This window comes from Devosia ginsengisoli (genome assembly GCF_007859655.1).
Taxonomy (GTDB): Bacteria; Pseudomonadota; Alphaproteobacteria; order Rhizobiales; family Devosiaceae; genus Devosia; species Devosia ginsengisoli.
Window position 1 is genome coordinate 4329481 of the sequence record NZ_CP042304.1, and the last position, 20253, is coordinate 4349733.

General features: G+C 63.9%; 18 protein-coding genes. 9 read left to right on the top strand and 9 right to left on the bottom strand.

Features of this window, described 5'->3' with window-relative positions:
• Positions 1-11: 11 nt before the first annotated feature.
• Genes FPZ08_RS21095 through FPZ08_RS21105 form a run of 3 tightly spaced genes read right to left on the bottom strand, consistent with a single transcriptional unit; the run spans position 12 to position 2495 of the window.
• Positions 12-845 carry a sugar phosphate isomerase/epimerase family protein gene (locus tag FPZ08_RS21095; protein WP_146292598.1) on the bottom strand — a complete coding sequence of 278 codons (834 nt, stop codon included), beginning with the start codon at positions 843-845 and terminating at the stop codon, positions 12-14.
• Between the two features lie 54 nt (positions 846-899).
• Positions 900-1724 (bottom strand): amidohydrolase family protein, encoded by an 825-nt coding sequence (locus tag FPZ08_RS21100; protein ID WP_146292600.1) that lies wholly within the window; start codon positions 1722-1724, stop codon positions 900-902.
• 3 nt (positions 1725-1727) lie between these two features.
• Positions 1728-2495, bottom strand: coding sequence for an IclR family transcriptional regulator (locus FPZ08_RS21105; protein WP_146292602.1), 768 nt, complete (start codon positions 2493-2495; stop codon positions 1728-1730).
• A 166-nt stretch (positions 2496-2661) separates the two neighbouring features.
• Here FPZ08_RS21105 and FPZ08_RS21110 point away from each other — a divergent pair, with 166 nt between their 5' ends.
• The 4 genes from FPZ08_RS21110 (at position 2662) to FPZ08_RS21125 (ending at position 7356) form a co-directional block, all read left to right on the top strand.
• Positions 2662-4224, top strand: a complete 1563-nt coding sequence (locus FPZ08_RS21110) for a sugar ABC transporter ATP-binding protein (protein WP_246132748.1) — start codon at positions 2662-2664, stop codon at positions 4222-4224.
• Between the two features lie 171 nt (positions 4225-4395).
• Complete coding sequence (locus tag FPZ08_RS21115) at positions 4396-5391, top strand: ABC transporter permease (RefSeq protein ID WP_146292604.1); 996 nt, start codon at positions 4396-4398, stop codon at positions 5389-5391.
• Positions 5392-5508: 117 nt separating this feature from the next.
• Positions 5509-6450 (top strand): ABC transporter substrate-binding protein, encoded by a 942-nt coding sequence (locus tag FPZ08_RS21120; protein ID WP_146292606.1) that lies wholly within the window; start codon positions 5509-5511, stop codon positions 6448-6450.
• A gap of 174 nt (positions 6451-6624) precedes the next feature.
• Positions 6625-7356, top strand: a complete 732-nt coding sequence (locus FPZ08_RS21125; RefSeq protein WP_146292608.1) for an SDR family oxidoreductase — start codon at positions 6625-6627, stop codon at positions 7354-7356.
• A 2-nt stretch (positions 7357-7358) separates the two neighbouring features.
• Here the strand turns inward: FPZ08_RS21125 and FPZ08_RS21130 are convergent, their stop codons facing one another.
• Positions 7359-8150, bottom strand: coding sequence for a GGDEF domain-containing protein (locus FPZ08_RS21130; RefSeq protein WP_186767122.1), 792 nt, complete (start codon positions 8148-8150; stop codon positions 7359-7361).
• Between the two features lie 120 nt (positions 8151-8270).
• Between FPZ08_RS21130 and FPZ08_RS21135 the strand changes: the two genes are divergently transcribed.
• Positions 8271-9545, top strand: coding sequence for an L-fuconate dehydratase (locus FPZ08_RS21135; protein ID WP_146292612.1), 1275 nt, complete (start codon positions 8271-8273; stop codon positions 9543-9545).
• 193 nt (positions 9546-9738) lie between these two features.
• On the opposite strand, the gene FPZ08_RS21140 is transcribed toward FPZ08_RS21135, so the two are convergent.
• Both FPZ08_RS21140 and FPZ08_RS21145 read right to left on the bottom strand, forming a co-directional pair.
• Positions 9739-10182 (bottom strand): hypothetical protein, encoded by a 444-nt coding sequence (locus FPZ08_RS21140; RefSeq protein WP_146292614.1) that lies wholly within the window; start codon positions 10180-10182, stop codon positions 9739-9741.
• Positions 10183-10260: 78 nt separating this feature from the next.
• On the bottom strand, positions 10261-11493 hold the full coding sequence (locus FPZ08_RS21145) for an aminopeptidase (RefSeq protein WP_146292616.1): 1233 nt from the start codon (positions 11491-11493) through the stop codon (positions 10261-10263).
• A 506-nt stretch (positions 11494-11999) separates the two neighbouring features.
• On the opposite strand from FPZ08_RS21145, the gene FPZ08_RS21150 reads away from it, so the two are divergent.
• Positions 12000-13796, top strand: coding sequence for an ABC transporter ATP-binding protein (locus FPZ08_RS21150; RefSeq protein ID WP_146292618.1), 1797 nt, complete (start codon positions 12000-12002; stop codon positions 13794-13796).
• 223 nt (positions 13797-14019) lie between these two features.
• Here FPZ08_RS21150 and FPZ08_RS21155 read toward each other — a convergent pair whose 3' ends face one another.
• On the bottom strand, positions 14020-14445 hold the full coding sequence (locus FPZ08_RS21155) for an organic hydroperoxide resistance protein (protein WP_056235164.1): 426 nt from the start codon (positions 14443-14445) through the stop codon (positions 14020-14022).
• Between the two features lie 165 nt (positions 14446-14610).
• Here FPZ08_RS21155 and FPZ08_RS21160 point away from each other — a divergent pair, with 165 nt between their 5' ends.
• Both FPZ08_RS21160 and FPZ08_RS21165 read left to right on the top strand, forming a co-directional pair.
• Positions 14611-15531, top strand: coding sequence for a VOC family protein (locus FPZ08_RS21160; protein WP_186767123.1), 921 nt, complete (start codon positions 14611-14613; stop codon positions 15529-15531).
• A gap of 60 nt (positions 15532-15591) precedes the next feature.
• Positions 15592-16134 carry a DUF924 family protein gene (locus tag FPZ08_RS21165; RefSeq protein WP_146292622.1) on the top strand — a complete coding sequence of 181 codons (543 nt, stop codon included), beginning with the start codon at positions 15592-15594 and terminating at the stop codon, positions 16132-16134.
• Positions 16135-16328: 194 nt separating this feature from the next.
• Here the strand turns inward: FPZ08_RS21165 and FPZ08_RS21170 are convergent, their stop codons facing one another.
• Positions 16329-17240 carry a sugar kinase gene (locus FPZ08_RS21170; protein ID WP_146292624.1) on the bottom strand — a complete coding sequence of 304 codons (912 nt, stop codon included), beginning with the start codon at positions 17238-17240 and terminating at the stop codon, positions 16329-16331.
• Between the two features lie 202 nt (positions 17241-17442).
• Between FPZ08_RS21170 and FPZ08_RS21175 the strand changes: the two genes are divergently transcribed.
• Positions 17443-18915 carry a mannitol dehydrogenase family protein gene (locus FPZ08_RS21175; protein ID WP_146292626.1) on the top strand — a complete coding sequence of 491 codons (1473 nt, stop codon included), beginning with the start codon at positions 17443-17445 and terminating at the stop codon, positions 18913-18915.
• A 177-nt stretch (positions 18916-19092) separates the two neighbouring features.
• On the opposite strand, the gene FPZ08_RS21180 is transcribed toward FPZ08_RS21175, so the two are convergent.
• Positions 19093-20253, bottom strand: coding sequence for an iron-containing alcohol dehydrogenase (locus tag FPZ08_RS21180; RefSeq protein WP_425457560.1), 1161 nt, complete (start codon positions 20251-20253; stop codon positions 19093-19095).

Here is a 20253-nt window from a genome sequence, read left to right on the forward strand (position 1 = left end):
GCTTAAACGGGCTAGACGTCGCGCGATGTGATGAAGTCGCGCTCGGTGGCCAGACCATGCCATTCGCCGGGGATTTCGCTGTCGAAGATCAGCGTATAGGGACCCTTGTAGCCGGCTTCCTCGGCCAGGGTGACGCAGGCGCCGTAATCGGCTTCGTCGAGGTCGCCATCGATGAAGCTGGCCTTGGCGTGGCACAGTTCGGCCCGGCCGAAGATCGACTTGAGGTCGGCATATTTGTTGGCCCCGCCCCAATTGCCGAAATCGCCGAGCAGGCCGATGCGGCCGTCCAGCTTGTCGAGCAGGTAGTGGACGTGAGCCGGTTCGGCCAGCAGGTCGAACCAGTTCTCGGTGACCAGCCGGACCGGGGAGCCGGCATTGCCATCGGCCAATGAATTCAACGCCTTGACCGAGCGATCGAGCGCATCGCGGGTCGGCTTCTGCTTGCCGGCGATGATGCGGGCATGCTCGGCGCCCAGCTCGTTGGCGATCTCGATCCAGCCGGCGATCCATTTCTGGTCGCGCGCGCCATGCTCGGGATGGCTGATATCGCCGGCATCGATCAGCAGCGTCTGCAGCCGGACATTGGCGCGTTTGAGCTGGTCGCGCAGCTCGCCGAGATAGACCTTGTCGCGGCTGCGCAGGTGGAAGGAGACAATTTCGAGCCGGTGATAGCCGTGATTGGCCAGCACCGAGGGCAGGCCGAGCAGCGATTCCTCGCCCTCGCCATAGGTCTGTTGCTCCGGCCCGATCTCGGTGGTGGTCAGATCGTGCGGGTAGGTGGCGCCGAGCAGGCGGTGCAGCGACCAGGTGGAAACGGCAATGCGGTCGGGGCTGATGCTGGCCATGCTCGGGCTCTCCTGTTTGGGGCGAGCCTTCCACGCAATGGCACCGGATTCAAGTCAGACCTTGTAGATGCGCTCGGCATTGCGGTGGAGCAGGGCGGATTGTTCGTCCTCGCTGGCGCCGCCGATGATCTCGCGGGTCGCGGCGACCCAGTCAGTGAGCGTGCCGCCGGTGGTGGTGGCGACGGGATGGTCGCTGCCCCAGACCACGCGGTCCCAGCCGAAGCTCTCGATCATGTGCTCGACATAGGGGCGGAGCGTCGCGGCGCGCCAGCCGGGGTCGCAGTGGTTGACCAGGCCCGAGACCTTGCCGACGACATTGGGATTGCGGGCGATTTCGGTGATCGAGGCGCGCCACGGATCGAGGCCGAGGCCTTTGATGTCGGGGTTGCCGCAATGGTCGAGGATGAAGGTCACGTCGGGCGCCCTTTGCACCAGGTCGACGCCGAGATGGAGCTGGTCGGCGCGCAGGCAGAGATCGAAGCTCAGGTCATAATCGGGCAGGTGGCGGATATTCTCGATGAACAGGTCCGACTGGCTGAGGTCGTCGGGGGCTTCGTGCAGGATACGACGAACCCCTTTGACATGGGCGTGCTCGGAGAGCTGCTCGATCTGGTCGACGAAATTCATATGTTCGGGCCGGCAGGCGGCGATGGCGCCGGCAATGCGGGGCAGGGTGAGCACGAATTCGGTTTCGGCCAGCATGTCGGCTTCGGCGACATCGACCTCCATATGGAGGGCGGATTCTATGCCCAGCGGCACGGCTTCGGCGAAATAGGCTTCCTGGCTCCAGGGCTTGTTGATCTTGGGGGCATTGGTCAGCCAGGGATAGGCGAAGCGATCGGGATAAATGAGGTGCAGGTGGGTATCGAGGATACGCATGGCCTAATTTTCCTCCGAACGCTGCGTGACCTCTTTGCCTGCCTGTTGCAGCAATTTCAATACATTGGGCATGTTGGGAGCGTCGAGCTTGTCGAGGCGCTGGGTATAGGGGCAGGTGAGGACGGCGATGACTGTGCCCAGGGGACCGAAAATCGGCACGGTGAGGTTGGAAACCCCGGCAACCTGGGCGCTGGGCATCATTTCATAGCCTTGTTCGCGCACGCTTTCGAGCCGGGCTTCAAGGCCTTTGGGCATTTTTTCGGGGCTGCCCATGTCCTGTTCTTCGAGCATCAGCACCCGTTCCTCGGGTGTGGCGAAAGCGAGGAAGACGTGGCCCGAACCGGTATTGACCAGGCCAAGGCGGCTGCCGACGCGGATCGAGACATTCCAGTAGCCCGGCCCATCGACCTGGGCGATGACGACCAGGATATTGCGATCCTGCACCACCATATGCACGGCCTGCTCGGCCCGCAGCGCGAAATGGCGCAGCACCGGCATGGCCTGGCTGACCATGCGGTGCAAAGGCGGCCTTGCATGGCCCAGTTCGAACAGTTTGAGGGTGATTTCGTAGCGGTCCTCCGGCGTGCGGCGCACATAGTCGCGACGCACCAGCCGGTCGAGCATGCGGTAGATTTCGTTGGGAGAACGCTCGAGAGCCTTGGCGATTTCGGCCTGGCTCAGCCCGTCGGCGGTGCGGGCCAGCAGCTCGATAATATCGAGCCCCTTGTCCAGCGCCGGGGCGCGATAGCGGTCGTTGGCGTCGTCTGCCATGGGTCTCCCCCAGTCCCTAATGCTAACGGACTGTTAGCATTGAGCATCACCAAGCGTGACTCTGCGTTGCACGCCAACTGACATGTTAGCTCTTGCAAGCGTGCTTCATTTATGAATAGATTGTTTGCAGGCGCATCGCAAGAATGCGCGGGAGGACAAATCCAGCATGCCGACCCCAGCCCCGACAGCAGTGTCGTCGAGCGCCGATATGGCCTCGACTCCGCTTGTCGACATGGTCGGTATCGACAAGTCCTTTCCCGGCGTCCGCGCGCTGTCGCAGGCCCGGTTCGAGCTCAAGGCCGGGGAAGTCCATGCCCTGATGGGCGAGAATGGCGCCGGCAAGTCGACGCTGATGAAAATCCTCTCGGGCGTCTATTCCCGCGATGCCGGCGATGTGCGCCTGAACGGCCAGAAGGTGGAGATCACCTCGCCGCGCCAGGCGCAGGATATGGGCATCGGCATCATCCATCAGGAACTGGCGCTGATGCGCGACCTGACGGCGGCGCAGAACATTTTCATCGGCCGCGAGCCGCGGCGCTTCGGCCTGCTCGATGAAGGCGCGCTCAACCGCGCCGCCCAGGCCATTTTCGATTCGATGAATTTGCGGCTGAGCCCCACCGTGCTGGTGGAGAGCCTGACCATTGCCAAGCAGCAGATGGTCGAGATCGCCAAGGCGCTCTCCTACAAGTCGCGCGTGCTGATCATGGACGAGCCGACGGCGGCACTGAACGATGCCGAGATCGCCGAACTGTTCACCATCATCAACCGGCTCAAGGCCGAGGGTGTCGGGGTGGTCTACATCTCCCACAAGATGGACGAGATCAAACGCATCTCGGACCGGGTGACCGTGATGCGCGACGGCGAATATGTCGGGACCGTGCCGGCGGCCGATACGCCGATCGAAACCATCATCTCGATGATGGTGGGGCGCACGCTGAGCAACGAGGCACTGGATATTCCCAACACCGCCGCCAATCCGGTGGCGCTCGAAGTGCGCGGGCTCAATCGTGGCCGCGATATTCGTGATGTGAGCCTCATGGTGCGCAAGGGCGAAATCCTCGGCCTGGCCGGACTGATGGGCGCCGGGCGAACGGAAGTGGCTCGCGCCATTTTCGGCGCCGATCCGCGCGACAGCGGCGAAATCTGGGTCAATGGCAACAGGGTCGGCATATCCTCGCCCAAGGACGCCGTGCGGGCGGGGATCGGCTATCTCAGCGAAGACCGCAAGCATTTCGGCCTCGCGACCGGGCTGGACATTCGCAACAATATCGCGCTGGCGAGCCTCGAGCGTTTTGTCGGGCTAGGCGGCGTCATCAATGATGGGGCCATGCACGAGACGGCGGAGAAATATATCCGCCAGCTGACCATCAAGACGCCCAGTGATGCGCAGGAAGCAAGGCTGCTCTCCGGCGGCAACCAGCAGAAGGTGGTCATCGCCAAATGGCTGCTGCGCGACTGCGATATCCTGATCTTCGATGAGCCGACGCGCGGCATCGATGTCGGCGCCAAGGCGGAAATCTACAAGCTGCTCAATGCGCTGGCCGAGCAGGGCCGGGCGATCATCGTGATCTCGTCGGAACTGCCTGAGATTTTGCGGCTGAGCCACCGTATCGCCGTGATGTGCGAGGGGCGGTTGACCGGGACTTTGCCGGGCGGGTCGAGCCAGGAAGAGATCATGCGGCTGGCCACGCAGCGCGAAGCGGCGATGGAGGTGCGGCATGCGGGGTGATGTGATCCGAAGCACGGCGTATGTGACTCCACCCCACCCTCAATCCCTCCCCATCAAGGGGAGGGAGGCGCTGGCTGAGGCGCCTGTGTTCATCGTCTCCCTCCCCCTTGTGGGGAGGGATCAAGGGTGGGGGTGCTGCGCTCTCACCACCGCTGGAGCCGGAGACAATTCATGACCGATACCGCAGCAACTCCTGCCAAGTCCGGCGTCCGCATTTCCGGCGCTTTCCATCGGCTGCTCGCCTTTTCGGGGCTGATTGCGCTGGTGGTGGTGTTTTCCCTCGCCTCGCCCAATTTCATGCAGACGCAGAATGTGCTGGCCATCCTGCAGGCCACCTCGGTCAATGGCGTGCTGGCCATTGCCGCGACCCTGGTCATCATCACCGGGGGGATCGACCTCAGCGTGGGTACGCTGATGACCTTCTGCGCGGTCATTACCGGCGTGGTGCTGACCTATCTCGGCCTGCCGCTGCCGCTGGGCGTGCTCGCCTCGATCCTGGCCGGCATGGGCTGCGGGCTGGTTTCGGGCGTCATCATCGCCAAGCTCAAGGTGCCGCCCTTTATCGCCACGCTCGGCATGATGCTGATCCTCAAGGGGCTGTCGCTGGTGATTTCCGGCACAAGGCCGATCTATTTCAACGACACGCCCGGCTTCGACCAGATCGCCCGCGGCTCGCTGGTGGAGGCGATCCTGCCCGCCGTGCCGCTGCCCAATGGCGTGCTCATCCTGTTTGCCGTGGCCATTTTCGCCGCCTTCGTACTGAGCAAGACGGCGCTTGGCCGCTACACCTTCGCGCTGGGCAGCAATGAAGAGGCCGTGCGCCTGTCGGGCGTCAATGTCGATCGCTGGAAAATCGCGGTCTATGCGCTGGCCGGTTCCATCTGCGGCGTCGCCGGCCTGCTGATCGCCAGCCGCCTCAATTCGGCGCAGCCGGCGCTGGGGCAGGGCTACGAACTCGACGCCATTGCCGCCGTGGTCATTGGCGGCACCTCGCTTTCGGGCGGACGCGGCACCGTGCTCGGCACGTTGATCGGCGCGCTCATCATCTCGGTGCTGGCCAATGGCCTGCGCATCCTTTCGGTGGCCCAGGAATGGCAGACGGTCGTGACCGGCTCGATCATCATCCTGGCCGTCTACGCGGATATCCTGCGGCGCCGCACATTATAGGCGCCGGTTTCGCTGTGCCCTGAGATGATCGGGAAAGGATCATCGCGCTCCGGGCATCAACAAGAGGGCGGCAACGCCTCGCAACAGACGAGTTTTCAACTCCATGGGAGGACTATAATGCTTAGACGTACCCTGCTTGGCGCCATCAGCGCGCTCGCACTTCTCTCCGCCGGTGGCGCTGCCTCGGCGCAGGAAGCCTACGACATCGCCCTGATCTCCAAGGGCTTCCAGCACCAGTTCTGGCAGGCCGTGAAGGCCGGTGCCGACCAGGCCGCCGCCGATCTCGGCGTCAACGTGACCTTCGAAGGCCCGGAAAGCGAAACCCAGGTTGACCGCCAGATGGACATGCTGGCCGCCGCCCTGTCGCGCGGACCCGATGCCATCGGCTTTGCGGCGCTGGACAGCCAGGCTGCCACCCCGCTGCTGCAGCAGGCCCAGGAAGCCGGCATTCCGATCATCGCCTTCGACTCGGGCGTCGACAGCGACATCCCGCTGACCACGGCGACCACCGACAACGTGGCGGCTGCCGCGCTGGCGGCCGATGTGATGGCCGAGCTGATCGGCGGCGAAGGCAAGGTGGCCGTGGTGGCCCATGACCAGACCAGCCGCACCGGCATTGACCGTGTCGACGGCTTCGTCAACCGCATCAAGGAAGCCTATCCCAATATCGAAGTGGTGTCGGTGCAGTATGGCGGCGGCGACCAGCTGCAGTCGACCGAGATCACCAAGTCGATCCTGCTGGCCAATCCGGACCTCAAGGGCATTTTCGGTGCCAATGAAGGCTCGGCCATCGGCGTTGCCAATGGCAAGCAGGAACTGGGCAGCGATGTCGTGGTCATCGGCTTCGACTCGGGCGCGGCGCAGAAGGGCATGGTCGAAAGCGGGCTGATGGCCGGCGCCATCACCCAGAACCCTGTCGGCATCGGCTACCAGACCGTGCAGGCCGCCGTGAGCGCGCTCAAGGGCGAAACCCTGCCTCCGGTGATCGATACCGGCTTCTACTATTACGACGCCAAGAACATGAACGACCCGGAAATCGCGGCCGTTCTGTACGACTGATCCGGCTGACGCCGAACCGTCAACAGCCCTCATGGTGAGCTTGTCGAACCATGAGGGCGTACCACAGACGGTGCCACGACCTCGTCCTTCGACAGGCTCAGGATGAGGTCTGCTTGGGCATCTTGCAACGCAGGCCGGGCGAATGCGCCCGGCCCATCCAACCAGGAATATTCTATGGCCGATCTGTCAGGTAAAATCGTCCTCATCACCGCCGCCGCGCAGGGCATCGGCCGGGCTTCGGTGCTCGCCTTTGCCAAAGCCGGGGCGACAGTGATCGCCACCGATATCAATGCGGGCAAGCTCGCCGAGCTTGACGGCATGGCCGGGGTAACGACGCGCAGTCTCGATGTGCTGTCGGCAGAGGCGGTGAACCAGGCAGTGGCCGAGATCGGGCATATCGACGTGCTGTTCAACTGCGCCGGCGTGGTGCATTCCGGCACGGTGCTGGAGATGAGCGACGCGGACATGGACTTTGCGCTCGACCTCAATGTGCGGGCGCAGATCCGCACCATAAAGGCCGTGCTGCCGCAGATGCTTGCGCGCAAGGATGGCTGCATCATCAACATGGCGACGGTGGCCAGTTCGGTGAAGGGCGTGCCCAACCGGGCGGCCTATACGATTTCCAAGGCGGCAGTGATCGGGCTGACCAAGTCCATCGCGGCCGACTATACGACCCAGGGCATCCGCGTGAATGCTATCGCGCCGGGCACGGTGGAATCGCCGAGCCTGCATGAGCGCTGGGCGGCGACCGGCGATGTCGAGGCGGCCCGCAAGGCGTTCATCGCACGCCAGCCCATCGGGCGGATTGCGCAGCCGGAAGAGGTGGCGGACCTGGCGGTTTATCTCGCCGGCGCGACCTATACGACCGGCCAGGTGCATATCATCGATGGCGGCTGGACGGCCTGATTTCAGGAGGCCCGGCGCATGGCATTTGCTGCCGTCATTACCCTGTTCCGGCCGGCAGCCTTGGCGGCATAGAGCTGCCGATCGGCTTTATTGAGGATATCATGCAGGCTTTCGCTGCTCGCCAGATAGCTGGAGACCCCGAGGCTGACGGTGACGGAAGGGGGCGTCCGGCTCTCGAAGGCCAGTCCCGCCACGGTCTTGCGCAGCGTTTCGGCGATCGACGCCGCGCCGGCCCCGTCGGTGAGCCGCAACAGGGCGACGAATTCCTCGCCGCCGAAGCGGGCGAAGCAATCGCTGGCCCGGAGCGTCTGGGCACAGGCCTGTGCCACCTTGAGCAGCACCTCGTCGCCAATGGCGTGGCCATGCGTGTCGTTGATCGCCTTGAAGTGGTCGATATCGAGCATGACCACGGCAAAGGCCGCGCCGGTCGCCCGCGCATCGGCATAGGCCCGCTCGGCTTGCGCCATGAAATAGCGGCGATTGGCGACGCCGGTCAGCGCATCGGTTTCTGCGGCCAGGGTCAGCGCCGTCTGGGTCTCGTCGAGCTTGTAGACCATGGCAAAGGCGATCAGCGCCAGGCCCGGCGCGCTGAGCAGCGGCGAGGCCACGGCGACGATCATGTTGTACCAGAAATAGGCCCTGGAATCGGGCATCAGCAGCATGACCGCAGCCGTGCACAGCACGGAGGTCATGGTGGCGATCGAGGTGCACACGATCAGAGAGCGCACCAGGCCCAGCTTCAGCAGCCAGCCATAGTAGCGCTGATAGCTCCGGCCAATAGCCTCGTTCGTCATCTCCGCCCCCGTCGTCCACCCCGGTCCATCAGATATTGCCATATCAGGGACTCCGTCCCCGTTAATCCGAATGCTTAATGCACCCCTGCACAGCGCTTTTTCAGTTCAGCCGAGTTTGCCATGACCAAGATCACTGCTCTTTCCACCCATGATCTCCGCTTTCCCACTTCGGCTTCGCTGGATGGGTCCGATGCGATGAATCCCGACCCGGATTATTCGGCGGCCTATGTGATCCTGGGTACCGACGGGGCGCATGCGGGGCATGGCCTGACCTTCACCATCGGGCGCGGCAACGAGGTGGTGGTGGCGGCGATCAGGGCGCTGGAGAGCCGGGTGGTCGGGCTGGAGCTGGACTGGATCGCCGAAGATCCCGGCCGCTTCTGGCGCCATGTGACGGGGGATAGCCAGTTGCGCTGGATCGGGCCGGACAAGGGGGCGATGCATCTGGCGACCGGAGCTGTGGTCAATGCGGTGTGGGACCTGCTGGGCAAGGAAGCGGGCCAGCCGGTGTGGCAGTTGGTGGCGGATATGACGCCCGAGCAGCTCGTATCCATTATTGACTTCCGCTACCTCACCGACGCCATCACGCCGGAGGAAGCGCTGGCGATTTTCCGCAAGGCCGAGGCGGGCAAGGCCGAGCGGATCGCGACGCTCAAGGCGGAAGGCTATCAGTGCTACACCACATCGGCAGGGTGGCTGGGCTATTCCAACGAGAAGCTGACGCGGCTGGCCAAGGAGGCGGTGGCGGAGGGTTTCCAGCACATCAAGATGAAGGTGGGCCGCGATCTCGACGACGATATCAGGCGGCTCGAAATCGTGCGCGAGATCATGGGGCCGGACCGCAAGCTGATGATCGACGCCAACCAGGTGTGGGAAGTCGGCGAAGCGGTGGACTGGGTCAAGGCATTGGCGAAGTTCAACCCCTATTTCATCGAGGAGCCGACCAGCCCGGATGATGTGTCAGGGCACAGGGCGATCCGCGATGCCATTGCCCCGATCAAGGTGGCGACCGGGGAGATGTGCCAGAACCGCATCCTGTTCAAGCAGTTCATCAAGGATGGGGCGGTCGACATCGTGCAGATCGATGCCTGCCGGATTGGCGGGCTGAACGAAGTGCTGTCGGTGCTGGTGATGGCGGCGAAATATGGATTGCCAGTGTGGCCGCATGCCGGCGGGGTGGGGCTGTGCGAATATGTGCAGCATCTGAGCATGATCGACTATCTGGTCGTGTCGGGGACCAAGGAGGGCAGGGTGATCGAATATGTCGATCACCTGCACGAGCATTTCGTCGAGCCGTGCGAGATCAGGGATGCGGCCTATATGCCGCCGAAACTGCCGGGGTTTTCGATCGAGATGAAGGCGGAGAGCATTCGGGAAAATGAGTTTCGGGGGTAGCGCTTCTTCCCTTCTCCCCTCGTGGGAGAAGGTGCCCGAAGGGCGGATGAGGGGGCCCGAGCCATTCCATTGCTTCCAAGCATGGGCGAGCGCAGCACCCCTCACCCTCGAAAATCTGCTGAACGCAGATTTCCTATCCCTCTCCCACAAGGGGAGAGGGGGATCGTGGGTGGGTGAGGATGTGCCGTATCCCCTACATCTCCTGCAATTCGAAATCGAACCGGTGCAGCACCTCGTCACCTGACTTGACCTCGATGACATAGTCGCCGGCTGGATCGCCTTCGACGACACACCAGCCGTGGCCGATCCAGCCATCGTCCGGTGTCAGGCTCATCGTGCTGGTGGCGGTGCGCTGGTCGTCGGAGATAACGGTATTGTCGCTCGTGCCCCAGTCGTCCGCGGCGATGGGCAGGGTGAGGATTTCCACAATCTCCACCGCACCCTTCACCTTGCCCAGCCGCAGGTGCCAATTGTAGCAGGTGTCTGCCAGCAGTGGGACCAGCGTGGTGCTTTCGACGACATCGGGCTGGCCCGGCGTGGTGGGCACGGAAATGGTGAAGTCGGTTTCCAGCACCGTCTGGGCCAAAGCGGGTTGCGCCAGGGCGAGCAGGCTCAGGGTCGATAGCACCAGGCGCATGCGTGTTCTCCTCTTACCCATTGTGCCACGCCCTCATGGTTCGACAGGCTCACCATGAGGGCTGTTGCGTAGCGTCCCCTAGTTGGCCCACTCGCCGCCGCGCATCACCGGCTCGGTGCTGCCATCGGCGTGAACGCCGTCGATATCGATCTTGTCGGAGCCGATCATCCAGTCGATGTGGATGTTGGACGTGTTGCCGCCCTGGGCCGAAATCTGCTCCTGGGTCAGGTCCTTGCCGCCGACGAAACAGTCCGAATAGCACTGGCCCTGCGCGATGTGGCAGGAGGCGTTTTCGTCGTAGAGCGTGTTGAAGAACAGGATGCCCGAGGCCGAAATCGGCGAGGAATGGGGCACGAGCGCCACTTCGCCGAGACGGCGGCCGCCTTCGTCGGTGTCGAGCACCTTGTTGAACAGGTCGCCATTCTTGCTGGCCTTGAACTCGACCAGCTTGCCGCCCTCGAAGCGGGCCTGCATGTCCTCGATCAGCGCGCCATTGTGGCTGAGCGGCTTGGTGCCCGAGACATGGCCCTCCACGCGCAGCTTGTGTGGGGTGGTGAACACTTCCTCGGTGGGAATGTTGGGGTTGCAGGTAATGCCGTTCTTGGCTTCGGACGCGCCGCCCTTCCAGCGGTGGCCATCGGCCAGGCCCACGGTGAGGTCGGTGCCGGGGCCGGTATATTTGAGTGCCGAGAACGCCTTGCCGTTGAGCCATGTCCAGCGCGCCTTGAGATTGGCATTGTGCGCCTTCCAGGCAGCGATGGGGTCGTCCTGGTCGACGCGCGAGGCCTTGAAGATGGCGTCGGCCAGCTTGGAGACGGCCTCTTCCTCGCTGTCATTGGGGAAGACCAGCTTGGCCCAGGCGGCGCTGGGATAGGAGACGATGTTCCAGTTGATGTCGAAGCCGGTGATGAGCTGGAGCGCCGGCTTGTAGGCCGTCGAATTGGCGCGCATGGCGCGGGTCACCTTGTCCGGGTCCTGCCCGGCCAGCATCATCGGGTTGTCGCCGGCAATGGCCAGCCGCGCGGCATTGTTCTTGAAGGCTTCGGCCATGCCCGAATAGAGCCAGCCGGCCGCCTTGTCGAAGCTGGCACTATTGGCGTGCCTGTAGCGGGCGAGGGTGGCTTCCTCGTCGGAATAGATTGTCGTGACCAGCCCGGCGCCGGCCTTGTAGGCATGCTCGGTGATGCGGCGGACCAGGGGCGCGGCACTCATCGGCGCGGTCATGATCAGGTCCTGGCCCTCGGCCAGTTGCAGGCCGACCTTGATGGCAACCTGGGCGAGCTTGTCGAGCTTGACGGGATCGATGGTCATTTGGGCGTAGGCCTCTTGGTTTTGAATCGGTTGGCCGGAGGGTAATCCCGGAAGGGGGCGGGGCGCCACCCGGCAAATTGAGACCTCATGGTGAGCTTGTCGAACCACGAGGTCGGGCGAGTGGAGACATCGTGCTACGCCCTCGTGGTTCGACGGGCTCACCATGAGGGCTACTGCTGGTGTGTCTTTCCTGCATCACCTGTTGCGACGTTGCAAAATACCCCGTTGGCAAGTCCGAACGGTTTCGTTACAAAACGTCCACCGCTTCAGATCTCGAACAAGGGAGGCGTTGTATGGCAGGCACATTCAATATCCTCCCCATGGGCGACGCACGACGTTAGGTCGTCCCCATCCGCGGCCCGCCGAACAGGCCAGCCGCCCGCGGTTTTCTTCTTCATCACAGCCCACTTGATCTGACGGGGATCATTCCGTCCTCCGTTCGGGCTGTGCCTTTCATCTCTCTGCTTTGAGGGCCGGTTGCCGGATAACGGGACCGGACTGCCAATATGAGTCGCAAGAAACTCGATTTCCGTGCCGATGCCTATCGCAACGTGCTCGGCTTCACCTTCCGCCACTGGTCGGGCCGGCTGGCGCTGGTCGGCACCATCTGTGCGCTGGTCATCGCCTCGACGCTTGCCGAAGTCATGGTGCCGGTGTTTTCCGGCCAGATCGTCGACGCCATTGCCGGCGGGGCCAATGCCGGCGCCGAAGAGGCGTTGCGCGCCTTTGCCATCGTGGTCGGCCTGGGGCTGACCAGCGTGGTCCTGCGCTGGTTCATCTTCCAGGGCGTCATCCGGCTGACGATCCGCATGATGGCCGATATCGTCAATAACGGCTTCCACCGTGTACAGCGCTTCTCGACCGACTGGCACGCCAACAGCTTTGCCGGCTCGACGGTGCGCAAGATCACGCGTGGCATGTGGGCGCTGGATTCGCTCAATGACGTGCTGCTGGTGGCCTTGCTGCCATCGGTGGTCATGCTGGTGGGCGCATCGGTGATCCTGGGCTCATACTGGCCGGTCATGGGCCTGGTCGTGGGGCTGGGTTCGGTGGTCTATATCGGCGTCACGGTGGCCCTTTCCATGGGCTATGTGTCGCCGGCAGCGAGCCTGGCCAATGCCTGGGATACCCGGCTTGGCGGTGCGCTGGCCGACGCGGTGAGCTGCAATTCGGTGGTCAAGGCCTTTGGCGCCGAGGAGCGCGAAGAGGGTCGCCTGCGCCATGTGCTGGGCAAGTGGGATACCCGCACGCGCCGCACCTGGAAGCGCGGCACGCTGAGCGGCACCATCCAGGGCTTCATGATGGTGACCATGCAGGCCGGTATTCTCGGCACGGGCCTGCTGATGTGGCAGCGCGGGCTGGCCAGCCCGGGTGACATCACCTTCGTGCTCGCCATGTTCTTCGTGCTGCAGGGCTATCTGCGGGACGTGGGCCAGCATATCCGCAACCTGCAGCGGGCTGTGAACGACATGGAAGAACTGGTGGCGCTCGAGAGGACGCCGCTGGGCATCGATGACAAGGCCGACGCCGAGACGATTGCCATCGGCAAGGGCGAGATCACCTTCGACCATGTGACGTTCCAGTATGGCGCCCATCCGACGCCGCTCTACCGCGATTTCTCGGTGCGGATTGCGCCGGGCGAGCGGGTGGGGCTGGTGGGCCATTCGGGCTCGGGCAAGACGACCTTCGTCAAGCTGATCCAGCGGCTTTACGACGTGAAGTCGGGCGCGATCCGCATCGACGGGCAGGATATCGCCCAGGTGAAGCAATCGAGCCTGCGCGGCCAGATCGCCATCGTGCAGCAGGAGCCTATCCTGTTCCACCGCACGCTGGCCGAGAACATCGCCTATGCCCGCCCCGACGCCACGCGCGCCGAGATCGAGCTGGCGGCCATGCAGGCCAATGCGCATGACTTCATCCTCGACCTGCCCAAGGGCTACGAAACCATGGTGGGCGAGCGGGGCGTGAAGCTGTCAGGTGGCGAGCGGCAGCGTGTCGCCATCGCCAGGGCGTTCCTGGCCGATGCGCGGGTGCTGATCCTGGACGAGGCGACCTCGAGCCTCGACAGCGAGAGCGAAGTGCAGATCCAGCAGGCCATGGAACGGCTGATGGTGGGCCGGACGACGCTGGTGATCGCCCACCGGCTATCCACGGTGCGGGCGCTGGACCGGCTGCTGGTCTTCGACAAGGGCAAGATTGTCGAAGAGGGCGACCACGACCAGCTCATCCGCCTCAATGGCGGCATCTATCGCCGGCTGTTCGAACGGCAGGCGCTGGAGCTGACCAAGGGACTGGTGGCGTAAAACGGAAGCGCCGGGGTATGAGCCCGGCGCTTTTTAGGTGCGTGGTGCTCTCAATCATCTCCCTCCCCCTGTGGGGAGGGATCAAGGGTGGGGGTGTCACGCGCACTGAGCTTGCGGAACCATACCCCCACCCGGCTCGATCACGGACTTAGCAAGCTAAGTCCTATCTCGCTGTCCCTCCCCACAAGGGGGAGGGAGGCAGACTGAGAATGTCGTGAAGAGGCTAGACCACGTCCAGCGTCACGTCGAACCCCTTGCGGCTGACTTCGCTATAGGGGCAGATCACGTGGGCGCGCTGGATGATGTCTTCGGCCTTGGCCTTGTCCATGCCAGGAATGTGGGCCTTGAGGGCGGCTTCGATCCAGAAGCCCTCGCCATCGGCGCGGTCCTTGAAGCTGACTTCGGCGGTGACGGTGGCGTCTTCGGGAATCTTGTCGCCGCTCTTGCGGGCGGCAGCCTTCATGGCGCCGAGGAAGCAGGCCGAATAGCCGACAGCGAACAGCTGTTCGGGATTGGTGCCGCGGGCGCCGTCGCCGCCCATCTCCTTGGGCGTGGTCAGGGTGACGTCCAGCACGCCGTCATCAGTGGCGCCATGGCCGGAACGGCCGCCGGTGGATGTGGCGCGCGCGGTATACATGATCTTGGGCATGGGAAGTCTCCTGGAAACGAGTGAGGCCGCACTCCAGCACGAAACTATGAAGAGCGGAAGGCACCCTGATTGCGCGTGTTTGGCGAACAATGCCTTCAACACCGGGGCGCTGGCGCGACCAATGCCGGGGCCTATATGCTCTGCAGGACAATTCAGGAGGTCGCCATGATCGACACATCCGTACAGGTTAACGTGAAATCCAAGCCCATCCTGCCGCTGACCACGACGCTGGGCGCGGTGCATATCGCCGTGACCGAACGCAGCAAGGCGCTCGCCATCTGGCAGGACGTGGTGGGGCTGGACCTCATTTCCGAAACCGGCAACGAGCTGGTGCTGGGCGCCGGCGGCAAGCCGCTGATCGTGCTGGAAACCGGGGCGACGCGGCCATCGGTACAGCGTACCATCGGGCTTTATCACGTCGCAATCCACGTGCCCAAGCGGGCCGACCTAGCGCAAATGGCGGTGCGGGCGCTGCAGCGCAATGTGCGGATTTCGCCGACCGACCACCTGGTGAGTGAAGCGATCTACCTCTGGGACCTCGACGGCAACGGCATCGAAATCACCTTCGAAACGCCGGGACGCGGCACGCTGGGCGACCCTGACAAGGGCGAGACCTATGCGGTGACAGCGGAGGGCAAGCCCCATTCGGGCCGCGACCCCATCGACATGGACGGGCTGCTGGCCGAACTGGGGCCCGAGCCGGTGTTGGCCGCGCGCATGCCCGCTGGCACACGGATCGGCCATGTGCATGTGCATGTGGGCGACCTGCAGCAGGCGATGGATTTTTATCGCGATCTCATCGGCTTTGCCGGTTTCCTGCTGATCACCTCGTTCGGCATGGGCGATGTGGGGCTCGACTACATGCCCCATACGATCGCGTTCAATATCTGGTCCGGCCCCAATGCCACGCTGCCCCCGGCGGGCGCTGCCGGCCTGCGCTGGTTCACCATCAATGTGCCGGATGCGGCGACGCTGGAGGGTGTGAAGACGCGGCTGGGCGGGGCCGGGGCCCCGGTGGCGCCGGTTGAAGGCGGTATCGAGACCCAGGATCCGTTCGGCAACCGGATCAGGGTTCTGGTGGGGTAGACACGAAGCAATCCCCTCCTCACAAGGGAGGGAATTGCACACAGCAATCCGGGAGAAATCATGCGCACAGCCGAGGATGTTCTTCGCTTCTGGTTCGTCGAGCACGGCCAGGACGACTGGTTTGGTGGCAAGGCGGAATTCGATACGGCGCTGGCGGAGCAATTTGCCGAAACGCATCCGCATGTGGCGCTGGGCGAGGCCTGGGCGTGGCGGGCGACGCCCGAGGGGCGATTGGCCGAGATCATCGTGCTGGATCAGTTTTCGCGGCAATTGCATCGCGGTTCGCCCGAGGCTTTCGCGCAGGACAAGATGGCCGTGGCCTTGGCACAGGAGGCGATTGCTGCCGGGGCCGACGAGGTCATTCCGATGGAGCGGCGCATGTTCCTGTTCATGCCCTTCATGCATGCGGAATCGCTGGTGATCCAGGAGGAAGGCTGCCGGCATTTCGAACAGTTCGGCGAGGAATTGATGAAATTCATGACCGGACACCGCGACTGCATCGCCCAGTTTGGCCGGTTCCCGTTCCGGAACAAGGCGCTGGGGCGGGTGAGTACGCCGGAGGAAGTGGCGTATATGGAAGAGCAGAAGGATCGGGTGTTTTAGGGCTGGGGCCGGACTGCTGCTGCTATTGCCCCAACCACGGTGTCACCCCGGCCTTGAGCCGGGGCCTATCCTGAGATTGAGCCACCGCCGCAAGGTGGCTCGAACAGGCCTGGCGGGAGGACAAACATCTCAGGATGGATCCCGGCTCAAGGCCGGGATGACATCGCGTGTGTGGCAGCGCTCGTTGAACGCACCTATTCCGCAAGCAATTTCGGATCGACCAGCGCACCCTTTTGGCCGATGACCACGCCGGCCACGCGGTGGGCCGCTTCGGCGGCCTGTTGCAGGGACTTGCCGGCCAGCCGCGCGCTCAGATAGGCCCCGTTGAAACTGTCGCCGGCCCCGGTGGCGTCGACCACCTTGGCGCCGGGCTGCGGCGCGACCTTGACGCGCTCGGAAGCGGTGGCGATCAGCGCTTCGCCCGCGCCATCCTTGACTACCACTTCCTCGACGCCGAGCTCAAGATAGCGGTCGGCCGTGTCGTCTACCGACTTGTCGCCGAACAATGGCGCCTCGTCGCCGTGGGTGGGCAGCACCACGTCGCACATGGTGGCGGCAGCCGTCAGCACTGCGGTCATGACGCGCGGGCTGGTCCACAGGGCAGGGCGGATATTGGTATCGAACACGACCTTGGCGCCGGCATCGCGCGCCCGGACCACGGCGCCGAGCAACCGGCCGCGGGCGCGCGGGGCGAGGATGGCCAGCGTGATGCCGGAGAAATAGACCATGCTGGCGCCCTTGACGGCCGCAGCGAGCGCGTCCTTGTCGTCGGCCAGCAGTTTGGCGGCGGAGGTGTCGCGCCAATAGGTGAAGTGACGGTCACCCTTTTCCTGGTGGATCAGGTAGAGGCCGGGACGGCGACCGGGCACGGTGCTTATGTGGCTGGTGCCGATATTGTTGGCGTCGAGGAAGGCGCGGATATCGCCGGAATAGCGGTCTTCGCCGAGGCCGGTGAAATAGTCGACCGACCAGTCCTCGCCGAGCAAGGCGCGCATATACCAGGCGGTGTTGAGCGTATCGCCGGCATAGCCGAGGCGATATTGACGATCCTCGCCGCCGCTCATCTCGATCATGCATTCACCGATGCTGACGAAACGATTTGTCACTGCACGTCCTCCACGATGGGCTATTCGCATAGTCACAGCGTCATTCCCGCGCAAGCGGGAATCCATTCTTCTGCTGTCCCGCCAAAGAGTGGATTCCCGCCTTCGCGGGAATGACGTAGAGACGGGTGAATGACATAGCGGCGCTCTTCCATACAAGATGAAATCTGACTATGGTGCGCGCGATTTCATCGCGGAGACTTCCATGACGCGCCTCAGCGCCAGCACAATTGCCAATGCCCCCGCCGGCGTCCGCCTGCCTGACTATGATCGCAGCCAGGTCACGGCAGGTATCGTGCATCTGGGCATCGGGGCGTTTCATCGCGCGCATATGGCTGTCTATGTCGATGACCTGCTGAAGGATAATCCGGACTGGGCCATTGTCGGCGCCAGCCTGCGCCGGCCGGACACCAAGGAAGCGCTGGAGCCGCAGGACGGGCTCTATACGGTGGCCATCCGCGACGCCGAGGGCACGCATCCGCGCGTGATCGGCTCGATCCTAAAGGTGCTCGACGCCAATACCGAGCGCGAGGAATTGCTGGCGCTGATGGCGAGCCCGGCCATCCGCATCGTCTCACTGACCGTGACCGAAAAGGGCTATTGCCACGATCCGGCTACCGGCGAACTGGATCAGCGCCATCCTGACGTCGTGCATGACCTGGCCAATCCCACCGCGCCGAAATCGGCGCCGGGCATGCTGGTCGAGGCGCTGGCGCGGCGCAAGGCGGCGGGCATTGCCCCCTTCGCGGTGATGAGCTGCGATAACCTGCCCTCCAACGGCGAGACGGTGCAGCGGATCGTCACCAAATTCGCCAGCCTGCGCGATGCGGCTCTGGGGGAATATGTTGCCGGTGTAGCCTTCCCCGGCACCATGGTGGACCGCATCGTGCCCTCGACCACCGATGCCGACCGCGCAACGGTGGCCGGGCTGATCGGGGCGGAGGATGCCTGGCCGATCATGACCGAGCCCTTCACCCAATGGGTGATCGAGGATCATTTCCCGCAGGGCCGCCCGCCCTTCGAGAAGGCCGGGGCGCAACTGGTTGGGGATGTGGAGCCCTTCGAGCGCATGAAGCTGCGCATGCTCAATGGCAGCCACTCGACCATGGCCTATCTCGGCTATCTCGCGGGCTATGAATATATTTCAGACGTGATGGGCGATACCGACTTCGTCAAGCTGATCCATGGGCTGATGACCGAGGAGGCCATGCCGACGCTGGACATGCCCGGCGTGGACCTGGGCGCCTATCGCGATCAGTTGCTCGATCGGTTCCGCAACCCGGCGCTGAAGCACCGGACCTGGCAGATCGCCATGGATGGGTCGCAGAAGCTGCCGCAGCGGCTGCTGGGGACTATTCGCGAGCGGCTGAAAGCCGGGCAGGGTTTTGAGCGGCTGGGGCTCGGGGTGGCGGCGTGGATGCGCTATGTCACCGGCATCGATGAGAAGGGCGAGAATATCGATGTGCGCGATCCGCTGGCCATGCGGATGATGGCGATTGCCGCCGATGCCGGCGGGGATGCCGAGGCGCTGTATGAGGGGCTGGCGGGGCTGGTGGAAGTATTCGGCACGGACCTGGCGGACAATCAGGCGTTCGGGGAGACCGTGGCGACGGCGCTGGATGAGCTGTTCGAATTGGGGGTGAAGGAGACGGTGCGAGGTGTGGTGGAGAGCCACTGAACCCTAGCCCTCTCCCCTTGAGGGAGAGGGTGGTTTTCCGCGTTCAGCGGAAAACCGGGTGAGGGGTCCTGCGCTCTCCCATGCTTCTGAGTGTGGGGAGAGTCCGACACCCCTCATCCGCCCTTCGGGCACCTTCTCCCTCAAGGGGAGAAGGGTGACGACTGATGGACTGGTGTCTTAAACCCGCCCCTCCATGGCCCGGTCGAAAATCTCCAGCGCTCTTGCCTTGGTCAGTTCCACCGGATTACCGCCCGCGGTGGGATCGACAATCGCCATGTCGCCGATCAGGTCGCGTTGGCTGGCGTCCACCTTGAAATCGGCCAAAGTGTGCGGCACGTCGAGGCGCATGCGCAGGCCGATGACGGCGTGCTGGAAGGCTTCGAAGCTGGGGGCGAGGCCGAGATAGGCGGCGAGGCGGGCGATGCGGGCCTCGATGGCCGCTTTGTTGACCGCCAGCACATAGGGCATGAAGACGGCATTGGTCATGCCGTGATGGGTGTCGTAGAGCGCGCCGACCGGATGGCTGAGGGCGTGGATGGCGCCGAGCCCCTTCTGGAAGGCGGTGGCGCCCATGGCGGCGGCGCTCATCATGTGGCCGCGCGCTTCGACATCGTTTGGGTCGGCATGGACCTTGGGCAGGTTCTCGAAGACGAGGCGGATGCCTTCCACAGCAATGCCGTCGGCCATGGGGTGATAGCCGGGCGCGCAATAGGCTTCGAGGCAATGGGCCAGCGCATCCATGCCCGTGCCCACGGTGATGAATTTGGGCATGCCGACCGTCAGTTCGGGATCGGCAATGACCACTTTGGGCATCATTAGGGGGTGGAAGATGACCTTTTTGGTGTGGGTCGTCTCATCGGTGATGACGCCGGCGCGGCCGACTTCCGAGCCGGTGCCGGCGGTGGTCGGCACGGCGACGATGGGGAAGATGCCCTTGGGATCGGCGCGGGTCCACCAGTCCCCGATATCCTCGAAGTCCCACATCGGCCTTGTCTGGCCGGCCATGAAGGCGATGACCTTGCCGACGTCGAGACCCGAGCCGCCGCCAAAGGCGATGACGCCATCATGCCCGCCCTCGCGCAGCACCTTGATGCCAGCTTCGACATTGGCCGAGATGGGATTGGGCTTCACATCGGCGAAGAGGCCGACCGGGATGCCAGCGTCCCTGAGGATCTGCACAGTGTTCTGGGTGACCGGCAGGCTGGCGAGGCCAGCGTCGGTCACCAGCAAGGGTTTGGTTATGCCTGATGATTTGAGGGCTTCGGGCAGTTCGGCAATGCGGCCGGGGCCGAATTTGACTGCGGTTGGGTAGTTCCAGTTGGCTTTTGTGACCATCAT

Excerpts from the sequence above, each read along its gene's own strand:
- FPZ08_RS21110 (WP_246132748.1), top strand. The coding sequence starts at position 2,662 with ATGCCGACCCCAGCCCCGACAGCAGTGTCGTCGAGCGCCGATATGGCC.
- FPZ08_RS21150 (WP_146292618.1), top strand. The coding sequence starts at position 12,000 with ATGAGTCGCAAGAAACTCGATTTCCGTGCCGATGCCTATCGCAACGTG.
- FPZ08_RS21115 (WP_146292604.1), top strand. The coding sequence starts at position 4,396 with ATGACCGATACCGCAGCAACTCCTGCCAAGTCCGGCGTCCGCATTTCC.
- FPZ08_RS21155 (WP_056235164.1), bottom strand. The coding sequence starts at position 14,445 with ATGCCCAAGATCATGTATACCGCGCGCGCCACATCCACCGGCGGCCGT.
- FPZ08_RS21175 (WP_146292626.1), top strand. The coding sequence starts at position 17,443 with ATGACGCGCCTCAGCGCCAGCACAATTGCCAATGCCCCCGCCGGCGTC.
- FPZ08_RS21125 (WP_146292608.1), top strand. The coding sequence starts at position 6,625 with ATGGCCGATCTGTCAGGTAAAATCGTCCTCATCACCGCCGCCGCGCAG.
- FPZ08_RS21145 (WP_146292616.1), bottom strand. The coding sequence starts at position 11,493 with ATGACCATCGATCCCGTCAAGCTCGACAAGCTCGCCCAGGTTGCCATC.
- FPZ08_RS21180 (WP_425457560.1), bottom strand. The coding sequence starts at position 20,253 with ATGATGGTCACAAAAGCCAACTGGAACTACCCAACCGCAGTCAAATTC.
- FPZ08_RS21160 (WP_186767123.1), top strand. The coding sequence starts at position 14,611 with ATGATCGACACATCCGTACAGGTTAACGTGAAATCCAAGCCCATCCTG.
- FPZ08_RS21105 (WP_146292602.1), bottom strand. The coding sequence starts at position 2,495 with ATGGCAGACGACGCCAACGACCGCTATCGCGCCCCGGCGCTGGACAAG.
- FPZ08_RS21135 (WP_146292612.1), top strand. The coding sequence starts at position 8,271 with ATGACCAAGATCACTGCTCTTTCCACCCATGATCTCCGCTTTCCCACT.
- FPZ08_RS21120 (WP_146292606.1), top strand. The coding sequence starts at position 5,509 with ATGCTTAGACGTACCCTGCTTGGCGCCATCAGCGCGCTCGCACTTCTC.
- FPZ08_RS21140 (WP_146292614.1), bottom strand. The coding sequence starts at position 10,182 with ATGCGCCTGGTGCTATCGACCCTGAGCCTGCTCGCCCTGGCGCAACCC.
- FPZ08_RS21130 (WP_186767122.1), bottom strand. The coding sequence starts at position 8,150 with ATGACGAACGAGGCTATTGGCCGGAGCTATCAGCGCTACTATGGCTGG.
- FPZ08_RS21095 (WP_146292598.1), bottom strand. The coding sequence starts at position 845 with ATGGCCAGCATCAGCCCCGACCGCATTGCCGTTTCCACCTGGTCGCTG.
- FPZ08_RS21100 (WP_146292600.1), bottom strand. The coding sequence starts at position 1,724 with ATGCGTATCCTCGATACCCACCTGCACCTCATTTATCCCGATCGCTTC.
- FPZ08_RS21165 (WP_146292622.1), top strand. The coding sequence starts at position 15,592 with ATGCGCACAGCCGAGGATGTTCTTCGCTTCTGGTTCGTCGAGCACGGC.